Origin of the sequence: Photorhabdus aegyptia (assembly GCF_000612035.1) — a bacterium.
In the GTDB taxonomy this organism is placed as follows: domain Bacteria; phylum Pseudomonadota; class Gammaproteobacteria; order Enterobacterales; family Enterobacteriaceae; genus Photorhabdus; species Photorhabdus akhurstii.
On record NZ_JFGV01000039.1, the window covers coordinates 1 to 16,044 of the forward strand.

At 44.6% G+C, this 16,044-nt stretch carries 16 protein-coding genes; 6 read left to right on the forward strand and 10 right to left on the reverse strand.

Annotated features, from left to right (window positions below; translation table 11 throughout):
* Window positions 1–179: 179 nt before the first annotated feature.
* The 5 genes from BA1DRAFT_RS12960 to BA1DRAFT_RS12980 all read left to right on the forward strand — a co-directional run bounded on the left by BA1DRAFT_RS12960 (window position 180) and on the right by BA1DRAFT_RS12980 (window position 2,566).
* On the forward strand, window positions 180–470 hold the full coding sequence (locus BA1DRAFT_RS12960; protein WP_036779807.1) for a hypothetical protein: 291 nt from the start codon (window positions 180–182) through the stop codon (window positions 468–470).
* The gene (locus BA1DRAFT_RS12965; RefSeq protein WP_146110714.1) at window positions 470–859 is read left to right on the forward strand and encodes a cupin domain-containing protein; all 390 of its coding nucleotides are present in this window, start codon (window positions 470–472) and stop codon (window positions 857–859) included. Before BA1DRAFT_RS12960 ends, BA1DRAFT_RS12965 begins: the two co-directional genes overlap by 1 nt.
* A 12-nt stretch (window positions 860–871) precedes the next feature.
* Window positions 872–1,072, forward strand: a complete 201-nt coding sequence (locus BA1DRAFT_RS12970) for a hypothetical protein (protein WP_036779809.1) — start codon at window positions 872–874, stop codon at window positions 1,070–1,072.
* A 240-nt stretch (window positions 1,073–1,312) separates the two neighbouring features.
* Window positions 1,313–2,305, forward strand: coding sequence for an inner membrane protein YhjD (gene yhjD, locus BA1DRAFT_RS12975; RefSeq protein ID WP_036779812.1), 993 nt, complete (start codon window positions 1,313–1,315; stop codon window positions 2,303–2,305).
* 54 nt (window positions 2,306–2,359) lie between these two features.
* The gene (locus BA1DRAFT_RS12980; RefSeq protein WP_011144704.1) at window positions 2,360–2,566 is read left to right on the forward strand and encodes a 2-hydroxymuconate tautomerase family protein; all 207 of its coding nucleotides are present in this window, start codon (window positions 2,360–2,362) and stop codon (window positions 2,564–2,566) included.
* A gap of 43 nt (window positions 2,567–2,609) precedes the next feature.
* On the opposite strand, the gene BA1DRAFT_RS12985 is transcribed toward BA1DRAFT_RS12980, so the two are convergent.
* Window positions 2,610–4,100 carry an insulinase family protein gene (locus BA1DRAFT_RS12985; RefSeq protein ID WP_036779814.1) on the reverse strand — a complete coding sequence of 497 codons (1,491 nt, stop codon included), beginning with the start codon at window positions 4,098–4,100 and terminating at the stop codon, window positions 2,610–2,612.
* 178 nt (window positions 4,101–4,278) lie between these two features.
* A complete protein-coding gene (locus tag BA1DRAFT_RS12990; protein WP_036779816.1) occupies window positions 4,279–4,986 on the reverse strand; it encodes a HAMP domain-containing protein in 708 nt (235 codons plus the stop codon).
* Between the two features lie 538 nt (window positions 4,987–5,524).
* On the opposite strand from BA1DRAFT_RS12990, the gene BA1DRAFT_RS12995 reads away from it, so the two are divergent.
* Complete coding sequence (locus BA1DRAFT_RS12995; RefSeq protein ID WP_051560778.1) at window positions 5,525–6,550, forward strand: AraC family transcriptional regulator; 1,026 nt, start codon at window positions 5,525–5,527, stop codon at window positions 6,548–6,550.
* On the opposite strand, the gene BA1DRAFT_RS13000 is transcribed toward BA1DRAFT_RS12995, so the two are convergent.
* From BA1DRAFT_RS13000 to dppB, 8 genes are all read right to left on the reverse strand, one after another.
* Window positions 6,551–8,194 carry an OPT/YSL family transporter gene (locus BA1DRAFT_RS13000; RefSeq protein ID WP_235201092.1) on the reverse strand — a complete coding sequence of 548 codons (1,644 nt, stop codon included), beginning with the start codon at window positions 8,192–8,194 and terminating at the stop codon, window positions 6,551–6,553.
* Between the two features lie 134 nt (window positions 8,195–8,328).
* On the reverse strand, window positions 8,329–9,849 hold the full coding sequence (locus BA1DRAFT_RS13005) for an MFS transporter (protein WP_036779818.1): 1,521 nt from the start codon (window positions 9,847–9,849) through the stop codon (window positions 8,329–8,331).
* A gap of 176 nt (window positions 9,850–10,025) precedes the next feature.
* Window positions 10,026–10,766: a hypothetical protein gene (locus tag BA1DRAFT_RS13010; protein WP_051560779.1), complete on the reverse strand. Its 741-nt coding sequence runs from the start codon at window positions 10,764–10,766 to the stop codon at window positions 10,026–10,028.
* A 33-nt stretch (window positions 10,767–10,799) separates the two neighbouring features.
* Entirely contained in the window at window positions 10,800–11,771 is a 972-nt protein-coding gene (locus BA1DRAFT_RS13015; protein ID WP_036779821.1) for an isopenicillin N synthase family dioxygenase, read from the reverse strand.
* Window positions 11,772–12,100: 329 nt separating this feature from the next.
* Window positions 12,101–13,120, reverse strand: a complete 1,020-nt coding sequence (dppF, locus tag BA1DRAFT_RS13020; protein WP_036779823.1) for a dipeptide ABC transporter ATP-binding subunit DppF — start codon at window positions 13,118–13,120, stop codon at window positions 12,101–12,103.
* Window positions 13,117–14,097, reverse strand: coding sequence for a dipeptide ABC transporter ATP-binding protein (gene dppD / locus BA1DRAFT_RS13025; protein WP_036779825.1), 981 nt, complete (start codon window positions 14,095–14,097; stop codon window positions 13,117–13,119). The genes dppF and dppD overlap by 4 nt, the downstream gene beginning before the upstream one ends.
* Window positions 14,098–14,109: 12 nt before the next feature.
* Window positions 14,110–15,009 carry a dipeptide ABC transporter permease DppC gene (dppC, locus tag BA1DRAFT_RS13030; RefSeq protein WP_036779827.1) on the reverse strand — a complete coding sequence of 300 codons (900 nt, stop codon included), beginning with the start codon at window positions 15,007–15,009 and terminating at the stop codon, window positions 14,110–14,112.
* A 10-nt stretch (window positions 15,010–15,019) separates the two neighbouring features.
* The gene (dppB, locus tag BA1DRAFT_RS13035) at window positions 15,020–16,039 is read right to left on the reverse strand and encodes a dipeptide ABC transporter permease DppB (protein WP_036779829.1); all 1,020 of its coding nucleotides are present in this window, start codon (window positions 16,037–16,039) and stop codon (window positions 15,020–15,022) included.
* Between the last annotated feature and the right edge of the window lie 5 nt (window positions 16,040–16,044).

Below are 16,044 nucleotides of genomic sequence, written 5' to 3' on the forward strand. Positions count from 1 at the left end.
GCGATTACCGTCAACCCCACCGATGTCATCAATACAAAAAACCTGTGTAAGATCACACTATTTTTAAATCAGAAATACGGTGCGGAATGACAGATACAAGCTATTTACTTTGTGTTTTCTTTATGATTGGATGAAATTAGGTCAGCGTTGATGGAACATCATATGAAGACTGCGGCGATATGCTGGATCATACTCAATATCAGCTAGTTAACAGGGATTTCTCGCTATCGAAAAGACAACGGGGAGCTTATTTCTTTACTAGTTATCTGGCTATTCTGGCTCTATGCGATAGTTGGCAGCACAATCCACATCTGCAAGGAAAAGCATTAATAATGCATTTACATCAGCAACGCTGGCAGCCCCCTTATAGTGAACCGCCCCTTTCATCACAAGGGGAGTTACAGAGACTAAAATGGGGGCTAATTTCAAAGAACAATCTGCCTATTTTGAATACCAGGAGCAATGCATAATGAGTGTAGTATCCAATACAAATATTCCTGACGATATTTTGCATATTAATGAGTCTGAAACAGCAACCTATCTTCCTAGCCTACCACAACCTTTTGCTGTGCTGTTTGAAAGGGGGCAACTCTCTGTTGAATTATTTTCTCCCGTCGAAGTCGATACTCAAACACCACATGATAGGGACGAAATTTATATCGTCAGTTCTGGTCATGGTGTTTTCCGTCGGGGAGAAACTTATGTCAATTTCTCTGCTGGAGATTTTCTGTTTGTTCCCGCTTATGTTGATCATCGCTTTGAGTCGTTCAGTAAAGATTTTAGAACATGGGTGATTTTCTTTGGTCCTATTGGGGGCAACAGCATCCACAACAGAGGGGAAGACATGGCTTCACAATGAGACTTCATTATCGTGGAGGAAGGGCTGGCTGGTAGTGCATTGGCATTTTGGCGCAGTAAATTACCACTGAAAATCTTGCTACTAGAAGCTACAACACCCGGTGTCAGAGGAGCAACGGTGCAACGTCACTGCTTTTCCGACAAGCGCATTGCGTTGTGGGAACCGCTTGGCGGGTATGTGAATCCTCGTCTATATTCCTTGGGCAGCCCGTGAATTCAGCCAGCAGTTAGCTAAGCGCCTATCAGTTCAGCCCCTTTGTATTAAGAACAATTCAGACCAGCTATAAATTAGCGTCTATCTGCATCTACAAATTTGGCTCGCAAAACCTCAACTTCGAAAAAAGTCTTTATTCAACGTCTTAATACTTAAGTACCGGTATATGAAGAATTGTTAATAATTTTCTTACAGTGGCATTATAAGATAGTAGGTTATTTAACGTCATTGAGGCTATACATGCCAAAGCGTACAGAAAAACAGGAAACAACCCAACATCAGCCAAAACGGTTGTCCAGAACACCTTTGGAGAAGGGAATTCGCCACGGTAAAAAAGCGATTTCTCTGACGGTCAGAGTAGGAAATTATATCCGCAATATTCCCATTATTGCCCATTTTATCCGTGCAACGCTGCGTTTTAATGATCGGATGGGTAATCAGTTTGGCGCCGCAATAACGTATTTTTCCTTCTTATCACTTATTCCCATTCTGATGCTCTCTTTCGCCATTGCCGGTTTTATTCTGGCCTCTAATCCCGATTTGCTGGCAAAACTGATTAATGGTATCGCCAACAGTATTAGTGATCCAACTCTTGCCAATACGCTGAAAAATAGTGTCGATACAGCAATTAAACAACGAACTACCGTGGGATTAACCGGTTTGGCAATTGCGCTCTATTCCGGTGTGAATTGGGTCAGTAATTTACGTCAGGCTATTCTTGCCCAGTTCCATCCTGTCTGGGTGAGAAATCAGGAAGATAATGAGAAAATCTATTTTAAATATCTTCGTGATTCTATTTCTCTGATCGGGCTATTATTAGCGCTGGTCATCACGCTATCACTGACCTCTATCGCAGGCTCCGCCCAAGCAACCATTGTCAAGATGTTAGGGTTAGATGGCATTGAATGGCTGCGTCCATCCTGGTTCTTGATTGGATTAGCCATTTCTATTTCAGCTAATTATCTGCTTTTCCTATGGCTATTCTGGGTGTTGCCTCGCCACCAGCCAGAACGCAAGGCTCTATTAAAAGGGACATTGATGGCAGCAATAGGCTTTGAAGCGCTCAAATATATTATGACCATGACGTTACCACGCCTCGCCAATTCCCCTTCTGGTGCCGCATTTGGTTCTGTTATCGGCTTGATGACATTTTTCTATCTTTTTGCCCGCTTAACGCTATTCTGCGCTGCCTGGATAGCCACCGCGGATAATAATTATAAAAATACCGAATAAATATGCCCTGGCAGAGCGATCTGCTAATAATAACCCAATGAAAAGGAGCTGTTTATGCCATTTGTTAATATCAGAATTACTCGTGAAGGTGCTACAGCAGAACAAAAGAAGCAATTAATTGAAGGAGCCACTCAGTTACTGGCCGATGTATTAGGAAAAAATCCAGCGACAACTTTTGTCATTATTGATGAAGTCGATACGGATAATTGGGGAATCGGCGGTAAGAATGTGACTGAACTTAGAGCTGAGGCTAAAAAGTAGTCTCCAATGATGAAGGGCGGTCTTGTCCGCCCTTTTTGTTGCTTTAGGACGCCTTTGCTTCAGGCTTAGGTATCGGTGGTTGTGCCGGAATATCAACCTTATCCTCATGTGGTGTCAGCGACATAATCTGATTAAAGCTGTTTCTTAACTGGTCGACATCCATTTCCGCTTCCCCTTTCGGTTGAATCAGAATAAATGCCACCTCTTGTGACAGGATCTGCTTCAACTCACGATTAAGCATTTCAGGGGTCAAGGAAGCTAAAAATGCTTGTCTCAAACGCTGATACTGCTCAGGAGCAATATCCACCACATTGCTCTGTTGGGACAAAAGACGCTGATTAATCAGAATATCCGTGCTGGTATGACCATACATGGCAAACAACTGGCTGAGTTGTGCTTGTTTTTGCGCATATAGCTCATCAAATTGTCCCTTCGGCAATCCTTTATCCCGTAGTGTGACCAATTCAGCCGCCAGATACTCCATTGCGGGTTTTAGATTACCTGCTGCCGTGTTGAGATTCAGGGCGCAACTCGCACGATGATACTGGACTTTACAATCCAAGCCCAATTTCAACGCTTTATCATTTTTTCTTTCTAGCCCAAGTTGCAGATAGCGATAAAGCGCCTCGCGGGTAATATCACTGATCCAATAGTGATTAAGCACATACGAATCATTAATCGGCTGCCAATTGAGATCCCAAATCAAGGATAAAGTATCTTCTTTCTTTTTATCGCTGATAATCCCTATGGTCTCCGGTTTCATTGGTGACAACGCTGCAATGGTGGCCGGAGTATGGCGTTTACCTTTCAATGATGAAAACGCTTGGCTGATATTTTCCGGCAGAGTACGGCTATCCACATGACCCGCAACGTATAACGTCATCATGTCAGGGGTATACCACTGCCGGTAAAACTGCTTAAGTTTCTCCAAATCAATAGGTTGAGGCGCATTTTGCGCCGGATCGTGCCCTAACAACGTTGAACCTTTCAAACGTCTACGCCACACGGGATCTTGTATATCCGGTGGATAGGTTGCGACGGATGTATTGGCCATTTTCATGGCATGTTGTAGAGTCTCAGGTGTAAATACCGCCTTGCCCGCAGCATCAGCCAACCAGTTCAACGCGTCTTTTAGTAGTTCAGGCTGATTATGTGGCAAGCTCAAGCTATAAAGTGTGAAATCATATGAAACAATAGCTGGAGGCAGTGGGTATTTTGGATCAATAGCGCTGTTCCATAACTGGTCTAATTTGGTGGAAGATAAACTTTTGCTACTAAAGAGCACGACTTTCGGAATCAACCAGGTATAACCCGCCTGTTGGGTTTTCTCCGCCAGTGACCCTGTTTTCACAACAAGGCGCAACTGTATTCTGTCGTTAGGACGTTGCGGCGTCTGCAAGATTTGCCAGTTAAAACCATTTTCCAGTTTACCCTGTTTCCAGGCAGGGTCAGGCTGCAAGGCTTCCGCCTGCGTCTGGCCCGCAATTGCCAGCATTATCCCACCAATAAAATAACGAATTTTCGAACCCTGCATGTGAACCCCTATAGATGTCTATCCTTGGTTTTAGCCTTCGAAGGTTTAACCATTGATGACAGAATATGTTCCCTTCGACCAATAATAACGGTAGAAAAAGCAAAAACCTGAATTTTAACAGGCAAAATCCTGTCAGGATTATAACTGAGGATTAGACCTCAGACCGCCACGGATGGTTTCATGATGACGGAGGTTTATGCTTATCAAATTGACGATTATATCCCCTGATCAGCATACCCAATTCATCATCCTGATGGTATTTAGGGCAAGCCATTGGCTCTGATGGTTGATCGTTATTAAGATCCCGTGCAATGTCACGTAATGGGTGCACAATAATCCGGTTGATACACCAGCTTATCGACACCGTAAGGATAAGGGCCAGTAATAAATAAGTTGTCAGCATCAACGCCAACGTATTAATAGCAAAACGATATACTCGATTGGAATCCACTTGCAAAATCAGATGCCCTAACGGTTTAGCTCCTGTCGATACTGAACCATAAACATGAAGAGGAATACTCACTTCCACAGGGATACCAAAAACTCGTTTAGCCAGTTCGGGGATTGGGCGATGAGTAGCAAAGCTCAACCGTATCACCCGGATATCCTCCGGCAACACCACATCCGCCCGTCCTAAAATACCTACAGTACGCAGCCCTATCAGCAACTCTTTTGCTTTACTGAGATCAGAATTAAGTAGTGCTTCCGTTAAAGGCGCCTGTACCTGAACTGCCGCGTTATTAAGCTGGCTGATATAATCATCTTTACGTTGCTGTATAAAATGACACAATTGAATCGTAATAAAAATAGCAATGGTCACCAGCGTGACGCCGGTCACTGCGGCCATCTGTTTAATAGTTAACGAACGTTTGACGCGCAATTTCATTTTCACTTAAACCAATGCCTGTGGATATCGCAGTTATAACACGTGATCAATGGAATTGAGTATACTTGATTTTACCGCTAACGATCCTGTTTCACTTATCCAAGTCGTTATTTTTCTGAAATAATTACCTTTGGTGGTTATCTGTAACTATTAGAAAAACATATAAATATTCAATTTTCCTATTTAAAATCGCCTGATTTGACCACAATGTGTAACGCTGATGAAATCAAGCCACCAATCAGAAGCTTAAATTAGTCACCCTTTTAGCATTACACGAAGAAAAGTATCAAGCCAAGCTACTTGTTTTTTCCTGGCGATCCACCTTTACTTATTCTGTCCAAGACACGTTGCTAATAGTTATGTTGTCGTGATTTAACTCACTGTATACACGACATCATTAAGCAAAACGTAATGAAAGTTTAAATTTATACTATTGTATGCACCTGTTTCGGAGAAGCATATATTAACCACAGTAATTCACTGTATGTCTTGCCCCTTCAACATGACACTATTAACCTTGTGTGAAAGGATGGTGTGTATGAGTGATCTTGAAGATTTATACCCCTATCGTTTTTCAGCACTCTCCTATTCTAAAGCTGAACGGTTTGATGCTTGGCGAGAAAAGCATCAGCATCATAATATTTCGCTAAAAATGCGTGAAATAATTATCTTAGATGCTAATTTCTGTGGAATGCATATAGGGGAGTTGATGCTCGGACGTTGGCGTTTCCTTAGCAAGCGCGAGAATACAATCAATGACTTTGCTTATCGTTCATTAGACAAGATCCGCAAGGACAATCTTGACCACTATTATTTTCGCCTTAGCCTTTCTGATTCGTGGATTTATAATGATGCTAGCCACCAAGCTAAGATAAAGCCTTCACAATTGGCTGTTATCGATTTAGGTCAACCATATGATTTGAGCATCGCCGAAGGTGAGGTCATCATGTTGATGGTTCCTCGTGATCTTCTCCCAGCAACAACGGCTAATTTCCACGGGGCAGTTTTAAATCACAGCCTGGGACAGCTTTTTGCAGAACATATTAAAGCACTATTTCTACATACTCCCCACTTGCCGAAGAACGATATGCCACAGATTATGCAAGCTACTTTGGGCTTCCTGAATGCAACGCTTTCTGCCACCCCAGATAATATTATTCAGGCACAAACTGCAATTGATACGACTTTATTCAACAGGATCAGACACCATATTGATCAAAATCTTAATTCAAATAAACTAAACGTTAACCAGATTTGTGAACAAATCGGCATTTCCAGAAGTCATTTATATCGGCTCTTCGAAACGGTAGGCGGTGTAGCAAATTACATTTGTTCACGACGTTTATCTAAAGTGCATTCAATTCTGAGTTCCCAAATCACTCCACGTCAACGTATTGCTGACTTGGCTTATCAGTATGGGTTCAGTAGCCCGGTTCAATTTGCGCGTGCCTATAAGAGGAAATTTAGCTATTCTCCAAGCGAAACGAAAAGAATCGTTCTTCCTACCGATGAAGATTCATCTGTCTTGCAGCCTAGTGGCGATTTTTGGCTACGATCTCGTTGATTAATGTTTGTCTGTGCTCTGCCCGACCGCGGGTGAATGGGTGCTCAACATTATGCTACAAAGAGCATCTCCTGCAATCATCCCGCCCGCGAAAGACTCCAGTCCGTGGGAAGGGTGGTTGCGATACTTTCGTTTTACCCATAAACGACAAATCAACCCAAGGAGAACCATCCAACCAACCGTAGGTTTAGCTATCAATAGCCCTGTTGCAAGCATGATACCTAATTGGCCCCGAGCGCCGCCAATAACTTGTAGTAGTGCGCCCAGTATTACCCAGCCGGTGAAAGTCATTAAGTTGCTTTGATCTATACTTGTTTTAATCGCCGCAGCATAAGCCAAATTGACGGGGGCAAACAGGTTACGAGCGAATAAATCCTGCCAGGTCAGTAGAACAGCTAAAATCGCTATGCCAAAACCTAACATGCCTGCGATCATTTGTTCTCGCCGCCCTCTTTGCTCAAATATGGGATCACGATTATCACCTCTCAATATGTATCCTGCTTTAAGGTCGTAGCCCATATCAGCAAATGCAGGCCCAGTTGCCGATGTAAACGCGGTTAATACGACTAAAGCCTTTACTGGAAAACCGATCCAGATACCAATTACCAATGATAGTAGCGCTACGCCAAACGCAGGCATCCACCCGGTGTTCATGGCTGCGATTCCCACGATGAGCTCGTGAAGTAGCGCTGAGATCGTGCCAAATACAACAAATCCAATCAACATAGGTAAACTGAGTTGTTCAAACAGACCCGTCCCTAGAGCAAGTATCATCGCCAAAAGCAGATAACCCAAACTACCGATACCGAGTAAAGCCCGAAAAGATGAGGCACCAGGCTGATCAATCTGATGTTGATGACCACCGGCGGGGATAGTGATGTGTCTCTTCTTCCGCTTGTACATGGAAAGACCAATTTGCAAAGCTGCCACCATACCAGCACCAACCAAAATCCCTTCAGGCATTCTCAGGGTACTGATATCCAATGCAAACACAATATAGAGACAGGGAGCCAAGAGCAGTCCAGCCGCGAATGACAGCATAGCCGCAAAGCCCCCGATAAAAGCAATACCGGCAGCCGACATTGGCAAACCTAAAAGACTGCCGATAAACCCACTTATCACCCCACAAATTAATGTGATCGTTCGATAACCTCCTCGATCAGTGGTTTTGATCACCTCAGCGGTAGCCATCCCAAGAGGCCAAGCACCTGATGCTGGAAATACCGGGGAATCAAACATACGATATAGCAGGAAAGCATCCCACAACATAGCCAAACTTACCCCTACCAGTATCGGCATAATGAGTTCAGGCATCTCCATGACGTACGCGATACCAAGCGGGGCGAGAAGGCTGATAGCTGCCCCAAAAGTGGCAGAGGACATACTGGTTTGCACTAAATTTTGTGCATGAACAGAACGGAAAAGCGTGAATTGATAGATTGGGAGCCGTGCTATAGCCATAGCAACCAGAGCACCAATTATAGATGTGCTTGGTGTGACACCCAGAGTGACAAGTGTTTGGATACCAATGATTGATCCGAGAGAACTTACCAGAATCAATACAACTAACATTAATGGAGAAAACGCCCGTGGGTGAGGTGATGAGATATTCGTCATACGCTGGTGGCTTGATTCTTTCCCCACGGTGCTCTCCCCTAATTTTCAAAGTTGGTAATAGTCACTGTCTCTCTGTTGTTTCATCATCTATTTTCAATTTAAACCGATTTTTAAATCTATTGCAGATAGCCGCCGAACAACGTGGCATCTTCCTGTAATGCCTATTGTTTCGACTGTTGTCGTTTCAATGTCATCCAAAGGATACATAAAACTGAAAGAGAGATAGCTAACAACAACCCCATTGCCGCACGGTATCCCTCAATAAAGAACGTATGAAAAACATTCAGCGCATCTGCAAGGTCAAGACCAGCATGTTGATGCAAAGCTGAAAGCGCCCCTTCTGGTTCAGCGATAACTTTCTCCACCCATTGACCAGGCGCCACGCCAAACGCACCTAATTTGAGTAACAAGCTGCTGGTAGCAACTTGCTGATAAAGTAGCAGACCAAAAGCAAGACCTACCGCCCCACCAATATTATGCACTGTCCACGATGACCCCATAGCAACCGCTCCCATACGTTCCGGTACAGATGACAGCGCAGCCACTGTAGATGGCCCCAACACACAAGCCCAACCAATACCCATAAGCGTAAACGCAATCGCAATACTGAATAGACTGCTGTATTCGGAAAAGAGTGTTTGAAGAAATGCTGAAATAGCAAAAAATAAAAAGCCGCTGACAAGTATTATTTTGACTCCCATTCGGTCAGTAAGCCGACCAACAATCGGTGAAAGAAGAGCAACCATCGCCGTAGTAGGAAGCAACATCATACCTATCTGATATCCCTCAAGATCTTTTATCGTGTGTAGGTACAGAGGCATCAGGAAAAAAGCCAGACAGTAAAAAAAGGCCAGTGCCGCATTGGCTATAGCCGCACCAATAAAAGTCCGGTTTTTAAACAGATGGAGTTGAAGGATCGGCGCAGAGACCCGTTGTTCAATATGATAAAATATGACCAACGCGACGACCGATATGATTAAAAGACCTAGCGTAGAGAATGACAGCCATCCCCACTCACTACCTAAGCTGAGTACAACAATGCAGGCCGACAAACCGGTGATCAGAAAAATCAATCCCCCCCAGTCTAACGTCGTCCCTTGTTCCTTATTCTTAGATTCTGTGACGCTAACCGTACAGATTAATAGGCTTAAGACAATTAATGGAACGTTTATCAGGAAAATCCAGCGCCAACCTAGGGTGCTAACGATGATTCCTCCTATTACCGGGCCAATTGCCAGTCCGAGTCCATTAACTCCAAAGAGCAAACCGATACCTTTTCCACGTTCCTCCTCAGGGAAAGCATTAGAAACTATGGCGCCAGAGGCGGTATATAGGATTGCGCAAGATACTCCCTGAGCAAATCGAAAAGCGATAAGCCAGTTTATATTGGTAACGAGCCCAGCACCGAGTGATGCGAGCCCGAAGCATATGGCGCCAAGGTAGAGCACCCGTCGACGACCATAGAGATCTGCCATACGCCCCATCACAACCATGAAAGCCGATAGTGCCAAGAGAAAAATATTGATAATCCACTGGAGTTCAGCCACTGTAGCATGAAGATCAGCTCTTATTGCAGGCAAGGCCGTATTGACGATAGTAAAGTCAATACAACCAAGAAAGCTCGCAATACTCACCCCCGTCAAAACCCACCACTTTCTGTGATTCTCTGAGAAAAAAATCATCAAATAGCCTCCACTGTGTTCAGTAGCTCATCTAAAAAATTCCCGGAACCTTATTGAAACAAGCTCGAATATTGGCCTAGCATGTGCCGGGAATTTCCTGGAACGACAGACTATGACCTTATCTTCCTTAGTTATTTCATATCTATCAGGTTACTGATATTTCATGTCTTTTTGATTTATTCCACCATACAATGAATCGCGTCTTCCTGAAGGAATGTATTATTAAGAAAATTTGGCATAGACCGCTTCTTAAAGCGTAGAGATAACCAGCGTTCTTTTCCAGGATATTTTTCAACAACGAAACGCTCGCGTGTAGCATTCATAGCCGCAGTCATTGGTTGTGGGTAGATGACAAAATCGTAACCTTTAGCTGCCCAAATCGGCATGATTATGGGACATTCTTCCATAAGATAATTTAAACAGCTTATAAATGCCTGAGCGGTATCAATACTTGGCTCCCGCTTTACCATTCGATCAATGAATATACCTATGGTTTCGTTAATTGCCTCTTTATAGGCAAGATCATTGGCATATAATTCTTCTATATCTTCTCGAAATGCCAAATATGATATATCGTTTAGGGCCTCATCCCAGCGGAGAATATTGTTGGGAATCGAGAGTGCAGCGAGAACTTCAGAATTTCGAGCGATCCAGGAAGTACCCAATTCATATGTAAAACGATAGGCGGCTTCACAACTCATTCCCAAATAATTATGCCGCTGTAAGGTATCAGCTACTGCAATTGTACATGAAGAAAACCCACTCCTATTAATTAAATCAATGGTTGCTGCGAGTTTATCGCCTTCGTGATATTTTTGGCCGACACTGATAAGTAAGATAACCTTGCTACCCAACAAGGCCGTTTTTTCTTTATCAAAATTGAATGCAGCTTTTGAAAAGAATGTGTAACTAGCCATATTCTTGCCTCCAAATTGAAGCTTTATTATTCCCTAAGCACCAATACTGTAATTTGATTTTATTCTCGTCATAAGATGATCTGCATACTCAATATGAGGATACCTTGCCGGATTATCCGCATCCTGAAATATATCTAATGGAGCTATTTGAGCGTGCATACTTGGCTCAAAAAAGAAAGGAATAGCATATCGTTTCTTTCCAGAGCGATTTATTACCCGGTGGGGAGTAGAAATAAAGTTATCGTTAGTCATCCATTTGATCATATCTCCGCTATTTAGGATAAAAGAACCCGGTTCAGGTGGAACATCAATCCATTCTCCCTCTTGATTTTTGACTTGCAGTCCCCCAATCGTATCTTGTGCTAATAAGGTCAAAAATCCATAATCCGTATGCGGGGCAATGCCATACTGGTCTTCAGGAATGATGTCTGGCTGTTCCGGGTAATATTGAAGCCTCAAGAAAATAGTCGGTTCCCTGAAATAATTATCTAATGCATCGGGGCTTAGGCCGAACGCCATTGCAAAAACTTGTACCATCCGTTTAGCCAAAGCCTGCATAGATTTATAGTATGTTGTGATCGTCTCCTTAAACTCCGGCATATCTTCAGGCCATTGATTTGGGCCAGCTAAGTTTTGTTCTAGTTTAAAATCTTCACTTTCCTCCAATACTTCATTAGCAATAATAAATGCCTCACTTTGATTAGGCTTGCTTGCTTTTTCCAAAGTAGATAATTCAAATCGAGATGTACTCCTCGGCATATAACCCCGAAAGAACTTATTTTGACGAATTTTTAATTTTTTATTCAGTGGTAAATTGTGGAAATCTCTTGCTGCCTGAAAAGTGGCTTGTACTAAATCTTCTGATATGCCGTGATTAATCAAGTAAGCAAATCCCACATTTGTATATATTTGGCGAACTTGCTCAGCGACTGACAATAATCCCGTATCTGTATGGGTAAATATTGGTGCAAGGTCAATATGAGGTATTTTCTCAAAACTTTTCATACATGACTCTCCCTGATGACTCAATGTCAAATAATGATGAATTCTCTCCTTTAGAATATAAATCATAAGAATATTTACAGGGTAAGCATTCCGTCCCAGAAAATGGATATTTCATCCCATAAGGGATTTTTATTCGTGTAATGAATGAGTTGCTGAATGGCATTTGTAACAGCAGGTTCATCATTGCCAAATAGACGATTTTTTTTATCTCTTTTAACTCACTCTTTTTAAGTAAGTTGCCGCAACTCGGGTTTGAAAGGGGGAAATCAGAAAGAAAATAAGGATGGCTCAACCTACCCACCATCCTTAAAAGTTATTAGCTTAACCAATTATTCCACTGCAACATTTTCATCCTGATCAACCGCAAAACAAGCGATCAGTTGATTACCATATTGATTCAGTTTTGGCTGAAGCTGAGTACAAACGCTAAGCGCCCGGCGGCAACGCGCTGCAAATGCACAACCGGGAGGTGGATTCATCGGGCTTGGCAATTCACCTGTCAATTTTATCCGTTCACGACGTAATTCAGGATTCAGCCTTGGCGTTGCTGATAATAACGCCTGTGTATAGGGGTGACGTGGGTTACTGAAAATCATCTCTTTACTGCCTTTTTCCACACAACGACCGAGGTACATCACCATCACTTCATCAGCGATATGTTCAACCACCGATAAGTCATGGGAAATAAAGACATAAGAGAGCCCCAACTCTTGTTGTAAGTCCATCATCAAATTCAACACCTGTGCCCGCACCGAGACATCCAATGCGGAAACCGGTTCATCCGCAATCACCACATCCGGGTCCAACATCAGACCACGAGCAATCGCAATCCGTTGGCGTTGACCACCAGAGAACATGTGCGGATAGCGGCTGTAGTGTTCAGTTTTTAGCCCCACTTTTTCCATCATCTGCAACACTTTTTCTTTACGCTCCTGTGCGCTCAACTCGGTGTTGATCCGCAGAGGCTCCTCCAGAATCTGACCAACTTTCTTACGCGGATTAAGTGAACCATAAGGATTTTGAAACACAATCTGGATTTTCTGACGACGCAGTTTTTCAGCGTCTTTATTTGGCACCAGCAGATCTTGTCCCTGATAATAAAGCTCACCATCGGTTGGTTTTTCAATCATCGTCAACAATCGCCCTAGCGTGGACTTACCACACCCCGATTCACCCACAACTGCCAGCGTTTTTCCTTTCTCCAGTTCGAAAGAGATGCCATCCAGCGCTTTTACCGTTCTAGCTGGCGAAAATAGCCCCCCTTTGATTGGGTAATATTTTTTCAGTTCTGTCGCTTTTAATAACGGCGCCGTTGATATCTCCTGCGCCGGATAAATAGATTCACTCATACTGTCGGCCTCCCCGCATCATCCAACGGTATATGGCATTTCACCTGACGTTCCCCTACCGTTCTTAATTCCGGTTCCACCTGACGACAATGGTCATTTGCATAGGGACAACGTGGATTCAGTAAACACCCGATAGGCCGGTCATATTTCCCCGGCACAACTCCCGGTAAAGAGGCAAGACGGGATTTATCCGTGGCAAATTCAGGTAATGCCCGGAGCAACGCCTGAGTATACGGATGACGTGGCGCCCGGAAGATCTCCGATGCCTTGGCGGATTCCACCACCTGTCCGGCATACATCACAATAATATGATGAGCAGCCTCTGCAACCAGCGCCAGGTCATGGGTGATTAATATCAGCGCCATATTCTCCCGCTGTTGCAACTCCAACAACAGTTCAATAACCTGCGCCTGAATGGTGACATCCAAAGCCGTTGTTGGTTCATCAGCAATCAGTAATTTGGGCCGACAAGCAATCGCCATTGCGATCATCACCCGTTGACTCATACCACCGGATAATTGGTGCGGGTACACATCCAAACGTGATGCAGGATCAGGGATACCAACCAAGGTCAGCAGATCAATCGCTCGCTGGCGTCGGGTACGGCGATTGCCGCCTTGATGCACTTTCAGCGCTTCCATAATCTGGAACCCAACGGTATAGCAGGGATTCAAGCTGGTCATCGGATCTTGGAAGATCATTGCCACTTCCGCACCAACCAGTTGGCGACGCTCTTGTTCGGAAATTTTGGTCAAATCACGCTGGTTAAATTCCAGTTTGTCAGCCATTACCTTGCCCGGATAATCAATCAATCCCATCACCGCCAATGAACTGACCGATTTACCAGAACCAGACTCTCCGACAATCCCGACAACCTGCCCTTGCTCAACTCGGTAACTGATGCGGTCAACGGCGCGGAACGGTGCCTCTTCGTCACCGAAGTGAACCGATAATTTTTCTACATTTAATAGTGCCATTTCGCCACCTCATTACTGCTTGAGTTTAGGATCAAGCGCATCACGCAAACCGTCACCCATCAGGTTAAACGCCAACACTGTCAACAAAATTGCTATCCCGGGGAACGTCACTACCCACCAGGCACTTTGTGCAAATTGCAATACATCAGACAGCATTGTTCCCCATTCCGGTGTGGGTGGCTGCGCCCCCATCCCCAGAAAACCCAAAGCAGCCATATCAAGAATGGCATTAGAAAAACCCAGAGAAGCCTGCACAATCAGCGGTGCCAGACAGTTAGGCAGAATATTGATAAACATCTGGCGCATGGAACCCGCCCCCGCCACCTGTGAAGCCGTCACATAGTCGCGGTTAACTTCGACTAATACCGCAGCACGAGTTAAACGGATGTAATGTGGCAGAGACACAAAGGTCAACGCCAGTGAAGCATTGACAATGGATGGCCCAAATATCGCCACAAGCACCAAAGCCAGCAACAGGCTTGGCAACGCCAGCATAATATCAACGATACGCATGATGATAATATCCACCACACCACCGAAATAACCCGCCAGCACCCCCAGAACAACCCCCATCAACAGGGATAGCACCACCACCAGACAACCTACCAACAATGAAAGCCGAGCGCCGTACATCAAACGTGAAAGTAAATCACGCCCAACATCATCAGTACCCAGAATAAACTGCCAACTTCCCCCTTCCTGCCATACCGGCGGCGTCAGCAAAGAATCGCGGAACTGTTCAGCCGCACCATGTGGGGCAAGCACTCCCGCTAACAGAGCGACTAATAACATCAGCACAATATAAACCAGGCCGACCACGGCCCCTTTATTGCGCTTAAAGTAATACCAGAACTCCTGCATCGGCGTCATAATCTTAGGCGCACTGTTTGCAGGCTCAGTCACTTGAGACATAATGTGCTCCCTATTTCTTATGCCGGATACGCGGGTTAACGACGCCGTATAACAAGTCAACTATCAGGTTAACCAAGATGATCATAATCGCCACCAGTAATACGCCTCCCTGCACCACCGGATAATCCCGACGTTGAAGGGCATCGATCAGCCAGCGTCCAAGCCCCGGCCATGAGAAGATAGTTTCAGTCAGGATCGCCCCCGCCAGCATAATGCCGACCTGCAAGCCGATAACAGTGACAACCGGCAGCAATGCATTGCGAAGCGCGTGGACCACAATCACACGCATACGACTCAAGCCTTTAGCGCGGGCGGTACGGATATAATCTTCACCTAGTACTTCCAACATCGAAGAGCGGGTCATCCGGACAATAACCGCCAGTGGAATCGTCCCCAAGACAACGGCGGGCAAAATGATATGCATCACCGCATCTTTAAAATCACCGGCTTCACCCCAGAATAACGTGTCGATTAGCATAAAACCGGTCAGCGGATAACTGTCATCAAGGAAAACACTGTCGCTTATCCGCCCGGATACTGGCGTTAGATCCAACTGGACAGAAACCAGCATGATCAACATGATCCCCCACCAAAAGATCGGCATGGAGTATCCGGTTAGGGAAAGTCCTATCGCAGTATGATCAAAAACAGAACCACGCTTTACCGCCGCGAGGACGCCAACGGGAATACCAACAGAGATAGCGAACAGCATGGCGCATATCCCCAGTTCCAGCGTTGCCTGGAAACGGGGAACAAACTCTTCCCACACCGAGATACGACTTTTCATGGAGATGCCAAGATCACCATGTAACACATTACTTACATAATGAAAGTATTGCTGCCAAAGTGGTTTATCCAACCCCATTTCGGCCATTAGCTGGGCATAGCGCTCAGCAGATATTCCACGTTCCCCGGCCATAATGGTCACCGGATCGCCGGGGATCATATGGACAAAAGCAAAAGTCAGTAAAGTAATGCCAATAAACGTTGGGATTACCAACCCCAGACGTCGGAGTATGAACTGCAACATATCCC

Bases quoted from the DNA above. Each gene is read 5' to 3' on its own strand.
- BA1DRAFT_RS12960 (WP_036779807.1), top strand. From the start codon at position 180: ATGCTGGATCATACTCAATATCAGCTAGTTAACAGGGATTTCTCGCTA.
- BA1DRAFT_RS12965 (WP_146110714.1), top strand. From the start codon at position 470: ATGAGTGTAGTATCCAATACAAATATTCCTGACGATATTTTGCATATT.
- yhjD (WP_036779812.1), top strand. From the start codon at position 1,313: ATGCCAAAGCGTACAGAAAAACAGGAAACAACCCAACATCAGCCAAAA.
- BA1DRAFT_RS12980 (WP_011144704.1), top strand. From the start codon at position 2,360: ATGCCATTTGTTAATATCAGAATTACTCGTGAAGGTGCTACAGCAGAA.
- BA1DRAFT_RS12985 (WP_036779814.1), bottom strand. From the start codon at position 4,100: ATGCAGGGTTCGAAAATTCGTTATTTTATTGGTGGGATAATGCTGGCA.
- BA1DRAFT_RS12990 (WP_036779816.1), bottom strand. From the start codon at position 4,986: ATGAAATTGCGCGTCAAACGTTCGTTAACTATTAAACAGATGGCCGCA.
- BA1DRAFT_RS12995 (WP_051560778.1), top strand. From the start codon at position 5,525: ATGAGTGATCTTGAAGATTTATACCCCTATCGTTTTTCAGCACTCTCC.
- BA1DRAFT_RS13005 (WP_036779818.1), bottom strand. From the start codon at position 9,849: ATGATTTTTTTCTCAGAGAATCACAGAAAGTGGTGGGTTTTGACGGGG.
- BA1DRAFT_RS13010 (WP_051560779.1), bottom strand. From the start codon at position 10,766: ATGGCTAGTTACACATTCTTTTCAAAAGCTGCATTCAATTTTGATAAA.
- BA1DRAFT_RS13015 (WP_036779821.1), bottom strand. From the start codon at position 11,771: ATGAAAAGTTTTGAGAAAATACCTCATATTGACCTTGCACCAATATTT.
- dppF (WP_036779823.1), bottom strand. From the start codon at position 13,120: ATGAGTGAATCTATTTATCCGGCGCAGGAGATATCAACGGCGCCGTTA.
- dppD (WP_036779825.1), bottom strand. From the start codon at position 14,097: ATGGCACTATTAAATGTAGAAAAATTATCGGTTCACTTCGGTGACGAA.
- dppC (WP_036779827.1), bottom strand. From the start codon at position 15,009: ATGTCTCAAGTGACTGAGCCTGCAAACAGTGCGCCTAAGATTATGACG.
- dppB (WP_036779829.1), bottom strand. From the start codon at position 16,039: ATGTTGCAGTTCATACTCCGACGTCTGGGGTTGGTAATCCCAACGTTT.